Genomic DNA, 16254 nt, shown 5'->3' with positions numbered 1-16254 from the left:
GGCTACCATGTTATGAACTCATTTTCTGGATATTTGCATTGCCGGGAGCTGAAACGGACTCTCCGGAAAAACTAACCGAAAATGCGAATTAAAACCGAATGCTTATGGGAAAATGACCTGAAAACCGCCCAGGGACGACCGGGTTCTCCTGCCGTCCGCACAATCTTTTGAAGATGCAATTTTAACCCAAACGGAACCTTTTATGATAAGAATGTACAAAATGCTTAAAGGCACTCTGGCGATGACCGTTTTGCTGCTGTTGTCAGCCGGACCTTTGTTTGCACAGAATGCGATTAACGTGACCGGAAAGGTCACCGATGAAAACGGAGCGCCCCTGGCGGGTGTCGTCGTACTCGTAAAGGACGGCGGGAACAACAATGCTACCGTCACCAATACGCAGGGTGTTTATGAGATCAAGGCCCCCGCGGCCTCGACGCTGGTTTTCTCGTGCCTGGGTTATTCCAGCCGGGAGATCGGGATCGGCACGTCCAACGTCGTGGACGTGAAGATGGCGCAGGATGCGCAGTCCCTCGACGAAGTGGTCGTCGTGGGTTACGGTACGCAGAAGAAGAAGGACCTCACGGGAGGTCTTGCCGTGGTCGGCAAACAGACGCTGGAGATGGTTTCGACCAACAACCTGATGGACCGTCTGGTCGGACAGGTCGCCGGTCTGAACATCACCACCGGCAACGAGGCTCCGGGCAGCAACCAGACGCTGCTGATCCGCGGCCAGAACTCGCTGACGGCCAGCAATGACCCGCTGATCATCCTGGACGGCATTCCCTATTCGGGCGGCCTGGCCGACCTCGATCCGAACATCATCGAGAGCCTGTCGGTGCTGAAAGACGCTTCGGCGGTTGCGATCTACGGTTCACGCGGATCGAACGGCGTCATTCTGATCCAGACCAAGCGCGGATCGAAAGGCAGTTTCCATGTGACCTACAAGACGAAACTCTCCGTCGCCGAACCGATGCAGCGCATCGAGACGATGGGTCCCAACGAGTTCATCCGTTTCAAGCAGGACATGGGCCGGCTCAAAAACAATTACAGCGGCGAGCAGCTCGATCCGCTGGTGGGTTCGATCATCAGCGCCAGCGAGAAGGTCAACTACGCCAAAGGCGTCACCAACGACTGGCAGGACTATGTTTTCCGCACGGTCTTCACGATGGACCACCAGCTGAGCTTCCAGGGCGGCAGTGAAAAGACGACCTACATGGCCGCCGTTTCCTACCTGGACAATCCCGGCGTCGTCTACAACTCGAATTATCAGCGTACGACCGTTTACGCCAGCATCAACCAGACGATGAACGACTGGTTGTCGGTGGGCCTCACCACGCAGTTCGTCAACCGCGAGAGCGGCGGTGCGACGCCGAACCTCGAACACGCCATCAAGCAGAGCCCGTGGGGCATCTACAAGGACGAGACGGGCGGTTATTACGAGGAGCCGATGGACTATTCGAACCTGCCCAACCCGATGAAGGATGTCAACGCCGATCAGAAACGCACGGGCCGCAACTTCATGGCCAACGGTTTTCTCGACATCAAACTTCCCGTCGAGGGTCTCTCGTTCCGCTCGCAGTTTGGCTACAACTACCGTAGCCAGCTGAACGGCACCTACTACGGCCGCAACACCGTGACCGGTAAGAAGGTGGACGGCCGCGCCGAACTGGATAACAACCACACGACGGACTGGACGTGGGAGAACGTGCTGAAATTCGACCGCAATTTCAAAAAGCACCATATCGACTTCACGGGATTGTTCTCCATGCAGGAAACCCAGTATACGGGCGCTTCGCAGAGCGGCGAAGGCTTCGTGAACGACGATTCGAGCTTCTACCGGATGGACGGCGCCGAAAACAAGATCACTATCGGTTCGTCCTATTGGAAGGAGAATTTCGTTTCGGGCATGTTCCGCGTGAACTACGGATTCGACAGCAAGTATCTGCTGACGCTGACCGGACGCGCCGACTCGTTCTCGGGATTCGCCGAAAATCACAAATGGGCCTTCTTCCCTTCGGCCGCCGTAGCCTGGCATCTGGGCGAAGAGAGTTTCATCAAGGACAACGCTTCGTGGATCGACATGCTGAAAATCCGCTTGTCGTACGGCGCTAACGGCAACAACGCCATTTCGCGCTACCAGTCGCTCGACCGTCTTTACGCAACCAACGGCGTCAAGTACATTTGGGGCGACGGCGGCAGCGCCGCCAACTCGGCCTATCTGCCGAGCGATGGCATCGGCAACCCCGACCTGAAGTGGGAGACGACCTATACGGCCAACCTCGGTATCGACTTCCAGTTTTTCAACGGACGCTTGGGCGGTACGATCGACATGTATCTTTCCAATACGCACGATCTGCTGATGTCGCGTTCTGTGCCTATCATGAACGGTTACAGCAAGATCCTCTACAACGTCGGACAAACCCGCAACAAGGGTATCGAGTTGACGCTCCATTCGCAGAATATCCGCAAGACGAATTTCCGCTGGGAGACCGATTTCACCTTCTCGCTCAACCGCGACGAGATCGTCGAACTGCGCGGCGACGGCAACGACGACATCAACAACAAGTGGTTCATCGGCAAGCCGCTGTCGGTCTACTACGACTGGAACATGATCGGCATCTGGCAGCAGGGCGACGAGTTCACCTTCACCGACAAGGACGGCAAGGAGGTGGCTCATCAGACGGGAGCCACGCCCGGCGCCGCCAAATTGGAGGATGTTGACGGCAACGGCGTTATCGACTCCAATGACCGGAAAGTCATCGGAAGCAAACAGCCGAGTTTCACGATGTCGATGGGTAACCGTTTTACATACAAGGATTTTTACTTCTCGTTCCTGTTCAACGGCGTCTTCGGCAAATGGATGACCGACAACGTGGCCAACATCGGTTCGTATACGTTCGGTTCGGGCAACTACATCCACGGCGTGAGATACTGGACGCCGGAGACTCCCGATGCGGAGGTCGTTTCGCCGGGCTACCAGGCCTCTTTCGACCACGGCTACTACAAGAAGCTCAATTACGTGCAGCTGCGCAACATCACGCTGGGCTACCGCGTCAACCAGAAATTCGTCCGCAAGATCGGCCTGAGCGCCATCGATGTCAATTTCAGCGTGAACAACGTGTGCGCCTTCTCTAACATGCGGCAGATGCTGAACTACGACAACACCTGGTTCGCATCGTTCCCGACCGCCCGTTCCTATGTGTTGGGATTATCCTTAACCTTTTAAGTAAGAACTGATTATGAAAACGATGAATTATATCAAACTCAGCGCCGCATGCTCGGTTCTGGCAATCGTTGCGGGTTGTACCTCCTTTCTGGAAGAGGATTTGAAAAGTTCGTTGGCTCCCGACAACACCTATACCAGTTCGCTGGGCTTCGAGGTCGGCTCCACGGGACTCTATGCCATCGCCCGTTCGGAGTACAACACTTGGGGCGAGCAGGGTGCCTTCATGCACAACGGTGCCTGCGCCTACGAAGTGTTGCAGATTTCGACCGATCTCTGCCGGATGGGCACTGTCCGCGACGGTTCGCTCGTTCCGTTCGCCGAGCTGACGCTCAATCCCTCGACGCTTTTCGTCGGATCGTACTGGAACTGGGCCTATAACCTGATCGGTTCGGCCAACGAGCTGCTGATCTATTCCGAGAAGAACGACAACTGGGATTATCCGACCGACAAACAGCTCTATCAGGCCGAGGCGCGGTTCTTCCGTGCATACGCCTATCGCACGCTGGTCTATCTCTACGGCGACGTGCCCTGGGTCGAGACCATCCAGAAACCCTTCCTGCTTTCGTTCTCGCGGGACCCCAAGATCGAGGTGCTGGGACACATCATCGACGACCTGAAATTCGCCAAGGAGCATCTTCCCGAAGATCCCGATGCGGTGAAGGAGGGCAAGCTCACGACGTGGGCCGCACGCCACCTGCTGAGCGAAATGTACCTGCTGCGCGGCGCTGAGGGCGATTACAAGCTGGCCGAGGAGAATGCCCAGGAGGTGATCGACAGCAAGCATTACAGCCTGGTGAAAAGCCGTTACGGTGCCGACAAGAGCAAGCCCGGCGACTATTTCAGCGATATGTTCCTCGAAAACAACCAGAACCGTTCGGCCGGCAATACCGAGAGCATTTGGGTCATGCAGTTCCAGTACAACACCGTCGGCGGCGGCACGAACTCCGATGATTGGACCCGTCGCGCCTGGAATCCCCAGTACCATGCCATCGACGGTTTTGCGTTGGCCGATTCGCTCGGCGGCCGCGGTCTGGCGCAGATCTATCCGCTGAAATGGTGGATCGGCGTCAAGGGCACGAACGCCACGACCGCCGGCGAAAAGGAGGGTTTCCCCGAAATCAAAGAGAACGGTATCTTCGACGACGGCGACATCCGCAATTCGGAGTACAACATCAAGCGCAACTGGTACTACAACAACCCGCTGACGCCCAACAAACTCGGCCAGAAATGCCCCATCGACGACAAATCGTGGTCGCAGGCCCAGCTTTTTCCGGCGCTGAAAAAGTTCTTTTTCGGAAAAGAGGAGAATTTGCAGCTCACCGGTTCGTACAAGGACCGCACGAAATTCCGCCTGGCTGAAACCTATCTGCTGCTGGCCGAAGCCTACCTGCGTCAGAACATGCCCGACAAGGCTGCCGATGCCGTGAACGAGGTGCGCCGCCGTGCCAAGGTGGCCGACGTTTCCGACGACGAGATGACGATGGACTACCTGCTCGACGAGCGTATCCGCGAATTGTACGGCGAGGAGAGCCGCCGCTTTACGCTGGTGCGCACGGGCAAACTGATCGAGCGTGTGAAGAAGTACAATCCTGAGGCGCGCGACCTCATCCAGGATTTTCATGTGCTGTGGCCCATTCCGCAGGCTGTCCGCGACGCCAACACCGGAGAATTCCCGCAGAACCCCGGTTACGAAGGCTACGAGGGCTGATGACCGGTCCGACCGGTTTTCGGCCCCGCCTCCGGGCGAACAAGAAAAGCAATGTGTCCGGACGCTTCCGGACCCTATCAGCAAACACGAAAAAAACAGCTATGAAAAAGATGAAATTTGCATGTAACATATCGCTGCTGACCCTTGTGGCACTCGGCCAGTGGGCTTGTGCGTGGGACCCGTACGAGCATGACAGCGACCCGGTCAGGGAGACCCTCGAACTGACCGCCTCCTCCTCCCAGATCGCTCTGGACGAAAACGACCTGACGGCTACGGTCCTCACTTTCGACTGGACGCCGGCGCGTCCGATGTCCGACGAGTATCTGGTCTCCTACAAGACCAAACTGGACCTGCTGACCAACAACTTCGGTTCGGCCACGACCATCGAGACGAGCGAGGACGACGGAATATTCAGCCGGAGCTACACCTCCGAGCAGCTCAACAACTGGGCCAACGAGCGCTGGAAAGTGCCCGTGAACAAGACCTTTACGCTGGCGTTCCGCGTCATCGCGGAGTATGCGGGCGGTCCCACTTATGAAATGCCCGAGGTGCGGACCGTCGAGGTGACCGTCACCCCGATCAAGGTCGATGTTTTCGACGCCGACAAGGTGTCGCTCTCCGGTACGGCTCTCAGCAGCGTCACGGAGATCGGAAAGACGGTCGAGAATGCGAACCTCTACGCGTGGTACGGCGCGCTGAGCATCGGTGAGCTGCAAATCCCCGTCGAGTTGGAGGGACAGACCTACTATATCGTTCCGAACGACGGCAACGGGGCGCTCCGCGACGGCGAACTCGTTGACGTGAAGATGCAGGACGATCCCGTTTCGTGGGCCATTCCGGCCGCCGGCAACTACCGTCTGCTGATCGACATGGAGAACAAGCAGGTGCGCATCTACTCGCCGGCGACCGACCTGAAACCGCTCTCCGTGACGTTCCGTCCGAGCGGTGCCGAGGCCAATCCCGAGACGACGATCGAGGTAATCGACCTCTGGGCCTACGGAGCCGGTACGGGTTGGGGCGTCCGCAAACTCAACCTGAAACAGAGCCTTGCCGATCCTCAGGTGCTGATCTACGATGCCGAGGAGCATAACGGCACCAAATTGTCCAGCGGCATGAAGTTCTGCGTGGCCCAGAATTTCACGGTCGGCGGTGTGGACTACAACCAGAACAACGCTTACTGCTTCACCAACCCGCTGACGGCTGACGGCAAACGCCAGAACCTCACGCTGGTGCTCGATAAGGAGAGCGAACTGCACGGCGGTGCCGACGGCGAGACGCGTAACTCGTATTACACGATTCCCGCTTCCGACCTGCTGATCTTCGATCTGCGGCACAATACGATCCTTGCGCGGAACAAATAGGACCGCGGCCATCTGAAACAGCGCCGTATCGGACTGGATACTGGGTTCCGGCCGACAGAACGATACGGCGCTGTTTTTCCGACATGTTGTCCATCAATTCAAAAACGATATGACTGCTATGAAAAATCTGATGACGGCCTGCCTTTTGGCCGCGTTTCTGTGCTCCGCCTCCTGCGGATGTTCGAAAGACAGCGGCGGAGGGGAGGATGACGGCGGCAAGATCGCCGGCGTGACCGTGAAACCCGCATACAACAAATCGCAGGTGCTGCACAATCCGCTGAACGGCTGGGTGATGTATGTGAGTGCCGACTACGATCCTTCGTATTTCGACAAGGAGATCTACGTGCCTCTGCTGGGCAAGAACGTGAAGGTGGCGGACTATGCCTCCGCCTGCTACATCCGCACGAAATGGTCCGTGCTGAATCCCGCCGACGGCGAGTATGCCTGGAAGAATCCCGATTCGAAGATTTACAAGCTGGTTCAGGCGGCCCGCGAACGGAAACTTCCCATTGCGTTCCGCGTCGTGGTGGACGGCCGCGATCAGGGAGCGAACACGCCCCAGTTCGTTTACGACGCCGGGGCCGAATATGCGATGTCGGAGCCGAAGTACCCCGACCGCAAGACTCCCATGCCGCAGGACCCGGTTTTCCAGCGTTACTACGAGAAGTTCGTCGAGGCTTTCGCCGCGGAATTCAACGATCCTGAGAACACCTCGTTCATCGACGGCTACGGCCTCGGGAAATGGGGCGAGGGTCACAGCGTGGCCTACAACAAGGACGACGTGTCGGCCGTTGACGCGAATACGGAGACGGTCAAGCGCGAGGTGCTCGACTGGATCACGAAGCTCTATGCCAAGTATTTCACGCAGGTTCCCCTCGTTATCAACTACCACCGCGTGCTGGGACATCCCACGAGCGAGGGCACGGCCAATCCGAACAGCGAGAGTTTGGTCGCCTTGTCCGTGGCCAACGGCTATTGCCTGCGTCACGACGCCTTCGGCATGAACAACGCCAGCTGGGGTTACAGCACCTGGGAGAAGGCCATCGCCGCGCAGTGGCGCTATAAGGTTCCCATCATCATGGAGGGCGGTTACATCGTCAGCAGCCACAGCTATTGGAACGATCCGGCGGGCTATCGCCAGGGCCATCCCGAAGATGTCCGCCAGGGTGAATTCGACTCTTCGGCCGAGGCGCACGTCAATATGATGGACTTCCGTGTGGGGCAGGAGACCGAGTCATGGTTCGGCGACGCTTTCAACCTCGTGCAGCGTTTTGTTTCCGAGGGCGGTTACCGCCTTTATCCCGACCAGGTGACCCTTCCTGACCAGGTGAACGCCGGCAGCCGCGTCAAGGTCGCTTCGCGCTGGCGCAACATGGGTTGGGGTTATTTCCCGAACAACCTTCCGCAGTGGAACTACAAATACAAGGTGGCCTATGCGCTGCTCGACGCTTCGGGCAAGGCGCAGCGGGTCTTCGTTGACGGGGAGTGCGAGCCTTCGACGTGGGTCGAGAGCAAACCTTTCTCCTATACGTTCGAGACGCCTGCCGTCGATCTCCCCGCCGGAAAATATACGTGGGGCATTGCCATCGTCGATACGACGAAGGAGAACGTTCCGGCCATCGAACTGGCGGTGAACGACGAAAAGACCGCCGAAGGTTGGGTCAAACTGCTCGACGTTCAGATTCATTAGTGCCGGGTAAGTTATGAAACGGGTTGTTTTGCTTGCCGCCGCATTGCTGCTCTCCTCGACGACGGCTTTCGGGACCGGCGTTTGGGTCGAGGCCGAGAGTTTCCGCGACAAGGGCGGCTGGTCCGTCGATCAGCAGTTCATGGATCTGATGGGATCGCCGTATCTCATCGCACACGGCATGGGCAAACCCGTGGCGGACGCCGTTACGACCGTCGAATTCCCCGAATCCGGGACTTATCACGCCTACGTGCGGACGTTCAACTGGGTCGCTCCCTGGTACGACGGCGAGGGCCCCGGGAGATTCTCCCTCCGGGTGGGGAAACGGACGCTGCCCGAGGTGCTGGGAAACCGGGGCCGGGAGTGGATGTGGCAGTATGCCGGACGGGTCGCTGTCCGGAAGGGTCCGGTCGAAGTTTCGCTGACCGACCTTTCCGGCTTCGACGGCCGCTGCGACGCCGTCTATTTCACCCGGGATCAGGGGGATGTGCCTCCTGCCGATTCCGGGGAGCTGGCGGCTTTCCGCCGCAGGATGCTGCATATTCCCGATACGCCGCAGCGCGTGGAGTCGTTCGATTTCGTCGTGGTGGGCGGCGGCATCGCCGGGATGTGTGCCGCGGTGTCGGCCTCGCGGCTGGGATGCCGGGTCGCGCTGGTCAACGACCGTCCGGTGCTGGGCGGCAACAACAGCTCCGAAGTCCGCGTACATCTGGGCGGTGTCATCGAGGTCGGCCCGAACAAGGGGCTCGGGCGCATGATCCGCGAATTCGGCCACTCGCGCGGCGGCAACGCCCAGCCGGCCGGGAACTACGAGGATGCGAAAAAGGAGGAGTTCATCGCCGCCGAAAAGAACGTCGCCCTGTTCGCCGGCTGTCGGGCTGTCGCCGTGAACACGACCGGCGGCCGGATCGCTTCGGTGGTCGTCCGCCACATCGAAACCGGGGAGGAGACGCTTCTCGAAGCGCCGCTTTTCGCCGACTGTACGGGCGACGGCACGGTCGGGTTTCTGGCCGGGGCCGATTTCCGGATGGGCCGCGAGAGCCGGGACGAATTCGGCGAGGAGCTGGCCCCTGCGGCCGCCGACAGGATGACGATGGGTTCGTCGGTGCAGTGGTATTCGGTCGATGCGGGTAAAAAGACGGATTTTCCGGTGTTCAGCTATGGCCTGAGGTTCGACGAAACGAACTGCGAGAAGGTGACGATGGGCGAGTGGAAATGGGAAACCGGCATGAATCTCGACCAGATCGCCGATTTCGAACGCATCCGCGACTACGGTCTGCTGGTGGTTTATTCGAATTGGAGTTTCCTGAAAAACGGACTCCGTGACAACGGCGAATTCCGCAACCGCGAACTGGGCTGGGTGGCCTACGTCGCCGGCAAACGCGAATCGCGCAGGCTGCTGGGCGACTACGTGTTGAAACAGGACGACATCGACAAGCACGTTTTCCACGAAGACGCCTCTTTCGCCACGACCTGGGACCTCGACCTGCATTTCCCCGATTCGCTCAATTCCGTGCGCTTCCCGGGCCGGGAGTTCAAGGCGGCCACGAAGCACGTCCATATCTATCCCTATGCCGTGCCTTACCGGTGCCTCTATTCCCGCAACGTGGACAATCTGTTCATGGCCGGGAGAAATATCAGCGTGACGCACGTGGCGCTGGGCTCCGTGCGCGTGATGCGCACGACGGGCATGATGGGCGAAGTGGTCGGCATGGCGGCTTCGCTGTGCCGGAAATACGGAACCTCGCCCCGCGGGGTCTATCAGCGGCATCTGGACGAACTGCGATCGCTGATGCGCGAAGGCGTCGGCAGGAAGGACGTTCCCGACAACCAGCGATTCAACCAGGGGGCTTCGCTGAAGGCTCCCCGCGCATTGCGCAACGATTGAAAACGACGACGAAACGGATTTTTCAGAAACGATGAAACACACATTCCCGATACTTGCCGCGGCGCTGTTGTGCGGCGCCTGTGCATTTGCGCAGGACGATTGTTACAGCCGTCTGCGAAACGACACCCTGACGATCGGCAACTCCCGGATCGAGCGGAAATTCGTCTGGAACGGCGGAAACCTCGTGACGTACAGCCTGACCGACAAGTCGTCGGGGCAGGTGTGGCTGAACCGCACTCCGGCGCCCGATTTCGAGATTCCCGGCGATGCCGAAGCCTCTGCCGGAACGTATTCGTCGGCCCGGATCGGCGAGACCGGAATCCATCCGGAATACCTGGAAACGACCGTGGAATTTTCGCTGGGCGCGCTTGCCGTCCGGCGGGTCTACCGGATTTACGGGGATACTCCGGCCATTGCCTGCGACACCTACCTGAAAGGACGCGCCGCCGGAGCGCTTGCCGGCGACCGTGCCGCGAACCTCGGCGACCGGAAGAACATCGAGTCGAAAGAGGATATGCGTGCGCTCGGGAGTTCGAGCGTGCTCGACCGGTTCAATCCCGGCGGGTTCCATTGGCAGACGCGGATCGTCGAGTTTCAGGACGTTACGGACTGGAACAACAATCTGGTCTTCGAGACCGACGTGATCCCTTACCGGAAGAACCACTACCGGGGCAATCTGCTGTTCGCCCGCAGCGGGGAGAACGACCGGGGCTTCTTTTTCCTGAAAGAGGCTCCCTGTTCGAACGTGCAGCCGGCCTATCAGGGTTACGATTTCACGGCCGAATTCGGGAATTTCACGGTTTCGGGGCTCGGTCTTACGGAGCGGGACCTCGACGGCGGGGAGTGGATGAGGGCCTACGGATGCGTCGTCGGCGTCTGGTCGGGCGGGGAGCTGGAGCAGCTGACCGCTCTGCGGAGCTATCAGAAACAGCTGCGGAAACAGCTCCCGGGGCGCGACGAGATGGTGATGATGAACACGTGGGGCGACCGCAGTCAGGATACGAAGGTCAACGAACGCTTTTGTCTGGAGGAGGTCCGGCGGGCCGCATGCCTCGGCATCACGCATTTTCAGATCGACGACGGCTGGCAGGTCGGCAAAAGCCCCAATTCGGCGGTGGCGAAAGGCTCGTTCCGGAACATCTGGGACAATCCCGACTATTGGAAACCCGATCCGGAGAAGTATCCGAACGGTCTGCATCCCGTCGTGGAACTGGGCCGGGAGCTGGGAGTGGAGATCTGCCTCTGGTTCAATCCGAGCGTGCAGGACGGCTATGCCGACTGGGAGAAGGACGCCCGGGCGATGATCGCCCTGCATGACGAATACGGCATCCGCACCTTCAAGATCGACGGTCTTGCGATTCCCGACAAACGTGCCGAGGCCAACCTGCGGCGGTTGTTCGACCGGGTGCTGGCCGAGACGGACGGCAGGGTGGTGTTCAACCTCGACGCCACGGCCGGCCGCCGCGGAGGTTACCACATGTTCAACGAGTACGGCAACGTTTTCCTCGAAAACCGCTATACCGACTGGCAGAACTATTACCCTTACTGGACGCTGCGCAACCTGTGGATGCTGTCGAAATACGTCCCTGCCGAGCGGTTGCAGATCGAGTTCCTGAACAAGTGGCGCAATGCCGGAAAATATGCCGGCGACCGCTTCGCCCCGGCGAACTACGGTTTCGGATACCTTTTCGCCGTGACGATGGCCGGGCAACCGCTGGCCTGGATGGAGGCGGGAGGGCTTCCCGACGAAGCACTGGCTCTCGGCCGGGAGATCGGACGTTACAAGGAGGTGCAGCACGATTTCCACAGCGGGGTGATCCTGCCCGTGGGCGACGAACCGTCGGGACGGTCGTGGACCGGATTCCAGTCGCTGAACGGCGACCGGGGCTATTTCATCTTCTTCCGCGAGCAGCATCCCGACCGGCGGACTCGTATCGGAACGTGGCTGCCGGAGGGGGCTACGGTGCGGCTGACGCCCGTGCTGGGCAGCGGGAAAGCCGCCGTGCGGAAGGCCGGCCGCCGCGGAGAGCTGGAAGTGGAACTGCCGTCGCCCGACGACTATGCGATGTACCGCTATGAGATAATCCGTAAACCGAAACCCTGAATTTACGAATCTGAAACGAACATGAAAACGCTGACAAAATTTGCAATAACGCTCGCCCTGTCGTTCCTCGCGGTGACGGGAGTTCGGGCGCAGGACCTTATCGCCAACGTTTACGGACGCGAGATGCAGTCGCTGAACGGGAAATGGGACGCCGTCGTCGATCTCTACGATCAGGGACGCAAGAACAAGATTTACCTGAACCGCAAACCCGAGGGAAAGACCGATTTTTACGAATATGCGTTCGAAAACGGGTTGCGGCTGGATGTTCCCTCGGACTGGAACTCCCAGACGCCCGAACTGAAATACTACGAAGGTACGGTCTGGTACGCCCGGCGGTTCGACGCTCCGCGGCAGGACGGACGGCGGCTGTTCCTCCATTTCGGGGCCGTAAGCTACCGTTGCCGGGTCTATCTCAACGGCGAGGAGATCGGGAGCCACGAGGGCGGTTTCACGCCCTTCCAAATCGAGGTGACCGGCAGACTGAAACCGGCGGATAATTTCCTCGCCGTGGAGGTGAACAACACGCGCACGCCCGATGCCATTCCGGCGATGGCTTTCGACTGGTGGAATTACGGCGGCATCACGCGCGACGTGTCGCTCGTCAGCGTTCCCGAAGCCTTCGTCGAGGATTATTTCATTCGTCTCGACAAGGATTCCGCCGACCGGATCAGCGCCGATGTCCGGTTGTCGGGGGCTCCTGCCGGGACCTCCGTGCTGGTCGAGATTCCCGAACTGAAAGTCCGGGAGACGGCTTCCGCCGACGAACGGGGTGCGGCGGCGCTTTCGTTCCGGGTGAAGAACCTGAAACGCTGGTCGCCCGAGGACCCGAAACTCTACCGGGTGATCGTTTCCGCGGGCCGCGACCGGGTCGAGGAGATGATCGGTTTCCGCAACGTGCGGGTCGAGGGCGAGGACATTTATCTCAACGGCGCGCCCGTGTTCCTCAAATCGGTCAGCTTCCACGAGGAGATACCGCAGCGCATGGGCCGCGCGTTCTCCGAGTCGGACGCCGTGATGCTGTTGTCCGAGGCCCGGGCGCTGGGCTGTAACATGATCCGCCTGGCCCACTACCCCCAGAACGAATACATCGTCCGTTTGGCCGAGAAGATGGGTTTCATGCTCTGGGAGGAGATTCCGATCTGGCAGGGCATCGACTTCGCCAACGACGCCACCCGGCAGAAGGCGGGCCGCATGATCCGCGAGATGGTCGGGCGCGACAGGAACCGCTGTGCGCTGACCTTCTGGGGCGTGGCCAACGAGACGCAGCCGTCGGAATCCCGCAACGAATTTCTCCGCTACCTGATCTCCTGCTGCCGGGAGCTGGACGACACGCGGCTGATCGTCGCGGCTTTCGATCTGGTGCGGTTCGACCGCGACCGTCAGCTGTTCGTGATGGACGATCCGTTCATCGAGGCGCTGGATGTCGTGGCTGTCAACAAATACATGGGCTGGTACCATCCGTGGCCCGTCACGCCCGATCGGGCTGTGTGGGACGTTGCGCGGGGGAAACCGCTCATCATCTCCGAATTCGGCGGCGAGGCTCTTTACGGACAGCACGGTGCGGCCGATACGGCCAGTTCGTGGAGCGAAGAGTATCAGGAGGCCCTTTACCGGGACAACCTCCGCATGTTCGAGAACATTCCCAACCTGCGGGGCGTGTCGCCGTGGATTCTCTTCGATTTCCGTTCGCCGTTCCGGTTCCATCCCACGAATCAGGAGGGCTGGAACCGCAAGGGACTGGTTTCGGACCGGGGATACCGCAAGAAAGCGTGGTATCTGATGAAAGCCTATTACGATAAACGCTAAAAATACAAGACGATGAAGAAGATATTGCTATGTATGGGGCTGGCCGTACTGTTTGCGGGTTGCGGCGGCCGGGAAAAACCGCTGGCGGAGGTCGTGGACGACGCGCTGGCCCGGGCTGAGCGGCAGGTGCTGCTGATGGCCGAAAAGTACAGCGGCCGCGAAGGCCGCCTGCCGCGCACGTGGGAGAACGGCGAGGATGTTTCGTCGGATTCGCGCTGGTGGTGCAGCGGATTTTTTCCGGGAACGCTGTGGTACGTGTATGAAAACAGCCGCGATCCGAGGGTTTTGGAATACGCCCGGATGTACACCGCGCGCGTCGAACGCGAAAAATATACGACCGACAACCACGACGTGGGATTCATGCTGTATTGCAGTTTCGGCAACGGACTGCGCCTCACCGGGGACAAGTCCTACGAAGAGGTGCTGCTCACCGGAGCCCGGTCGCTGGCGACGCGTTTCAAGCCGGAAGTGGGTCTGATCCGCTCGTGGGACCACAACCGCGACAAGTGGCAGTACCCGGTCATCATCGACAACATGATGAACCTCGAACTCCTGCTGTGGGCGGCCGGTTATTCGGGCGACGAGTCTTTCCGGAAGATGGCGGTTTCGCACGCCGACAAGACGATGGAATATCATTACCGCCCCGATTTCAGTTCGTGGCACGTGGTCTCCTACGACACGGTTTCGGGCAAACCCCATATCCGGCAGACCCATCAGGGCTTCTCCGACGATTCGGCATGGAGCCGCGGACAGGCGTGGGGACTCTACGGCTACACCTGCATGTTCCGTCTGACGGGGGAGGAACGTTATCTGCAACAGGCCCGCCGCATCGCGGCGTTCCTTCTGAACCATCCGAATATGCCGGCCGACGGGGTTCCCTACTGGGATTTCGATTCTCCGGAGATTCCCGACACGCCCCGCGACGCTTCGGCCGCGGCGATCATGGCTTCGGCGCTGATCGAACTGAGCGGTTTCGCGGAGGGCGCCGAGGCGGACGAATACATGGCTTTCGCCGAAAAGCAGATCCGCAGTCTGGCTTCGCCGGAATATACCGCACCGGAGGGGACCAACGGGGATTTCATTCTCATGCACTCCACGGGGGCCTATCCCTTCTCGTCCGAGGTGGACGTGCCGCTGACCTATGCGGACTATTATTACCTGGAGGCCCTCACCCGCCTCAAACGCAGATTGCAGTCATGAGACTCTTTCGCAAATACGCGCTGTTGTTGTGCTGTCTGGGCGTGTCGGGCGTCCGGGCGCAGGAGCCGGCGATGAATTACGACGAATCGCGGGTTCCGGCCTACACGTTGCCCGATCCGCTGACGATGTCCGACGGCCGGAGGGTCGCCGACGCCGAAGGCTGGATGTCCGAACGCCGTCCCGAACTCCTCGCCCTGTTCGAGTCGCAGATCTACGGAAAGGCGCCCGGGCGTCCCGAAGGAGTGCATTTCGAAGTGCTGAGCGAAGACCGTTACGCCCTGAGCAACATGGCCACCCGGAAGGAGATCGCGGTCTATTTCACCGACGACGAAGAACACTTCATGACCCTCCTGCTGTACGTGCCCAACAAACGCACGGATGCCGTTCCGGTGTTCCTCGGGCTGAATTTCAAGGGTAACCATACGATCTGCGACGATCCGCTCGTCACGCCCTCGACGCTTCGGACGGAGCCGGGGAAAGGCCCCTCCGAGGGATTTCCGCGGGCTGCGGCGGCTTCGCGCTGGCCGGTCGAGATGCTGATCGCCAACGGCTACGGGCTGGCGACCGTCTACCGCGGCGACATAGATCCCGATTACGACGACGGCTTCCAAAACGGCGTTCATCCGTTGTTCTACCGCGACGGTCAGACCCGTCCTGCTCCCGACGAGTGGGGTACGATCGCCGCATGGGCCTGGGGGCTCAGCCGGGCGATGGATTACCTCGAAACCGACGAGGATGTCGATGCCGGGCGCGTGGCGGTCATCGGTCATTCGCGCCTCGGGAAGGCCGCGCTGTGGGCGGGAGCCGTCGATACGCGTTTCGCCCTGGTCGTTTCCAACGATTCGGGGTGCGGAGGCGCGGCATTGGCCCGGCGTCGGTATGCGGAGACGGTGGCCCGGATAAACCGGCTTTTCCCGCACTGGTTCTGCGACAATTACAAACGCTACGCCGGCAACGAGGACGCGCTGCCCGTGGATCAGCACGAACTCATCGCGCTGATAGCTCCCCGCCCGGTTTACATAGCGAGTGCGGCCGGGGACAAGTGGGCCGACGTGAAAGGCGAGTTTCTCGCGGGAGTCCATGCCACCCCCGTCTACGAGCTGTTCGGATCGGAGGGGCTTTACGGTACGGAACTGCCGCCGGCGGACGAACCCTGCATGTCGGGCCGGATCGGTTACCACGTCCGTTCGGGCGGCCACGACATCACGCTTTACGACTGGCGGCAATTCGTGAAGTTTGCCGACAACTATTTGAAATAACCCTAAAACAAACGA

9 protein-coding genes are annotated in these 16254 nt (G+C 59.9%); all 9 read left to right on the top strand.

Annotated features, from left to right (window positions below; translation table 11 throughout):
* Positions 1–211 precede the first annotated feature (211 nt).
* On the top strand, positions 212–3226 hold the full coding sequence (locus NQ519_RS00370; RefSeq protein WP_019150052.1) for a SusC/RagA family TonB-linked outer membrane protein: 3015 nt from the start codon (positions 212–214) through the stop codon (positions 3224–3226).
* A 13-nt stretch (positions 3227–3239) separates the two neighbouring features.
* Entirely contained in the window at positions 3240–4934 is a 1695-nt protein-coding gene (locus NQ519_RS00365) for a RagB/SusD family nutrient uptake outer membrane protein (RefSeq protein WP_019150053.1), read from the top strand.
* 110 nt (positions 4935–5044) lie between these two features.
* Complete coding sequence (locus NQ519_RS00360) at positions 5045–6295, top strand: SusE domain-containing protein (protein ID WP_227901060.1); 1251 nt, start codon at positions 5045–5047, stop codon at positions 6293–6295.
* 118 nt (positions 6296–6413) lie between these two features.
* Positions 6414–7985 carry a hypothetical protein gene (locus NQ519_RS00355; protein WP_026076378.1) on the top strand — a complete coding sequence of 524 codons (1572 nt, stop codon included), beginning with the start codon at positions 6414–6416 and terminating at the stop codon, positions 7983–7985.
* A gap of 13 nt (positions 7986–7998) precedes the next feature.
* The gene (locus tag NQ519_RS00350; protein WP_026076379.1) at positions 7999–9870 is read left to right on the top strand and encodes an FAD-dependent oxidoreductase; all 1872 of its coding nucleotides are present in this window, start codon (positions 7999–8001) and stop codon (positions 9868–9870) included.
* A gap of 31 nt (positions 9871–9901) precedes the next feature.
* Positions 9902–11974 (top strand): alpha-amylase family protein, encoded by a 2073-nt coding sequence (locus NQ519_RS00345; protein ID WP_019150057.1) that lies wholly within the window; start codon positions 9902–9904, stop codon positions 11972–11974.
* A 21-nt stretch (positions 11975–11995) separates the two neighbouring features.
* Entirely contained in the window at positions 11996–13780 is a 1785-nt protein-coding gene (locus tag NQ519_RS00340; RefSeq protein ID WP_019150058.1) for a glycoside hydrolase family 2 protein, read from the top strand.
* A gap of 12 nt (positions 13781–13792) precedes the next feature.
* A complete protein-coding gene (locus NQ519_RS00335) occupies positions 13793–14980 on the top strand; it encodes a glycoside hydrolase family 88 protein (RefSeq protein WP_026076380.1) in 1188 nt (395 codons plus the stop codon).
* Positions 14977–16239 (top strand): glucuronyl esterase domain-containing protein, encoded by a 1263-nt coding sequence (locus tag NQ519_RS00330; protein WP_026076381.1) that lies wholly within the window; start codon positions 14977–14979, stop codon positions 16237–16239. The genes NQ519_RS00335 and NQ519_RS00330 overlap by 4 nt, the downstream gene beginning before the upstream one ends.
* Positions 16240–16254 lie beyond the last annotated feature (15 nt).

It is taken from the genome of Alistipes senegalensis JC50 (assembly GCF_025145645.1).
Taxonomy (GTDB): Bacteria; Bacteroidota; Bacteroidia; order Bacteroidales; family Rikenellaceae; genus Alistipes; species Alistipes senegalensis.
Note: the sequence above shows the minus strand (reverse complement) of the source record. Positions and strands in the feature narration are given on the sequence as shown.

Coding starts and splice junctions, on each gene's coding strand:
- NQ519_RS00370 (WP_019150052.1), top strand. CDS start 212: ATGTACAAAATGCTTAAAGGCACTCTGGCGATGACCGTTTTGCTGCTG.
- NQ519_RS00365 (WP_019150053.1), top strand. CDS start 3,240: ATGAAAACGATGAATTATATCAAACTCAGCGCCGCATGCTCGGTTCTG.
- NQ519_RS00360 (WP_227901060.1), top strand. CDS start 5,045: ATGAAATTTGCATGTAACATATCGCTGCTGACCCTTGTGGCACTCGGC.
- NQ519_RS00355 (WP_026076378.1), top strand. CDS start 6,414: ATGAAAAATCTGATGACGGCCTGCCTTTTGGCCGCGTTTCTGTGCTCC.
- NQ519_RS00350 (WP_026076379.1), top strand. CDS start 7,999: ATGAAACGGGTTGTTTTGCTTGCCGCCGCATTGCTGCTCTCCTCGACG.
- NQ519_RS00345 (WP_019150057.1), top strand. CDS start 9,902: ATGAAACACACATTCCCGATACTTGCCGCGGCGCTGTTGTGCGGCGCC.
- NQ519_RS00340 (WP_019150058.1), top strand. CDS start 11,996: ATGAAAACGCTGACAAAATTTGCAATAACGCTCGCCCTGTCGTTCCTC.
- NQ519_RS00335 (WP_026076380.1), top strand. CDS start 13,793: ATGAAGAAGATATTGCTATGTATGGGGCTGGCCGTACTGTTTGCGGGT.
- NQ519_RS00330 (WP_026076381.1), top strand. CDS start 14,977: ATGAGACTCTTTCGCAAATACGCGCTGTTGTTGTGCTGTCTGGGCGTG.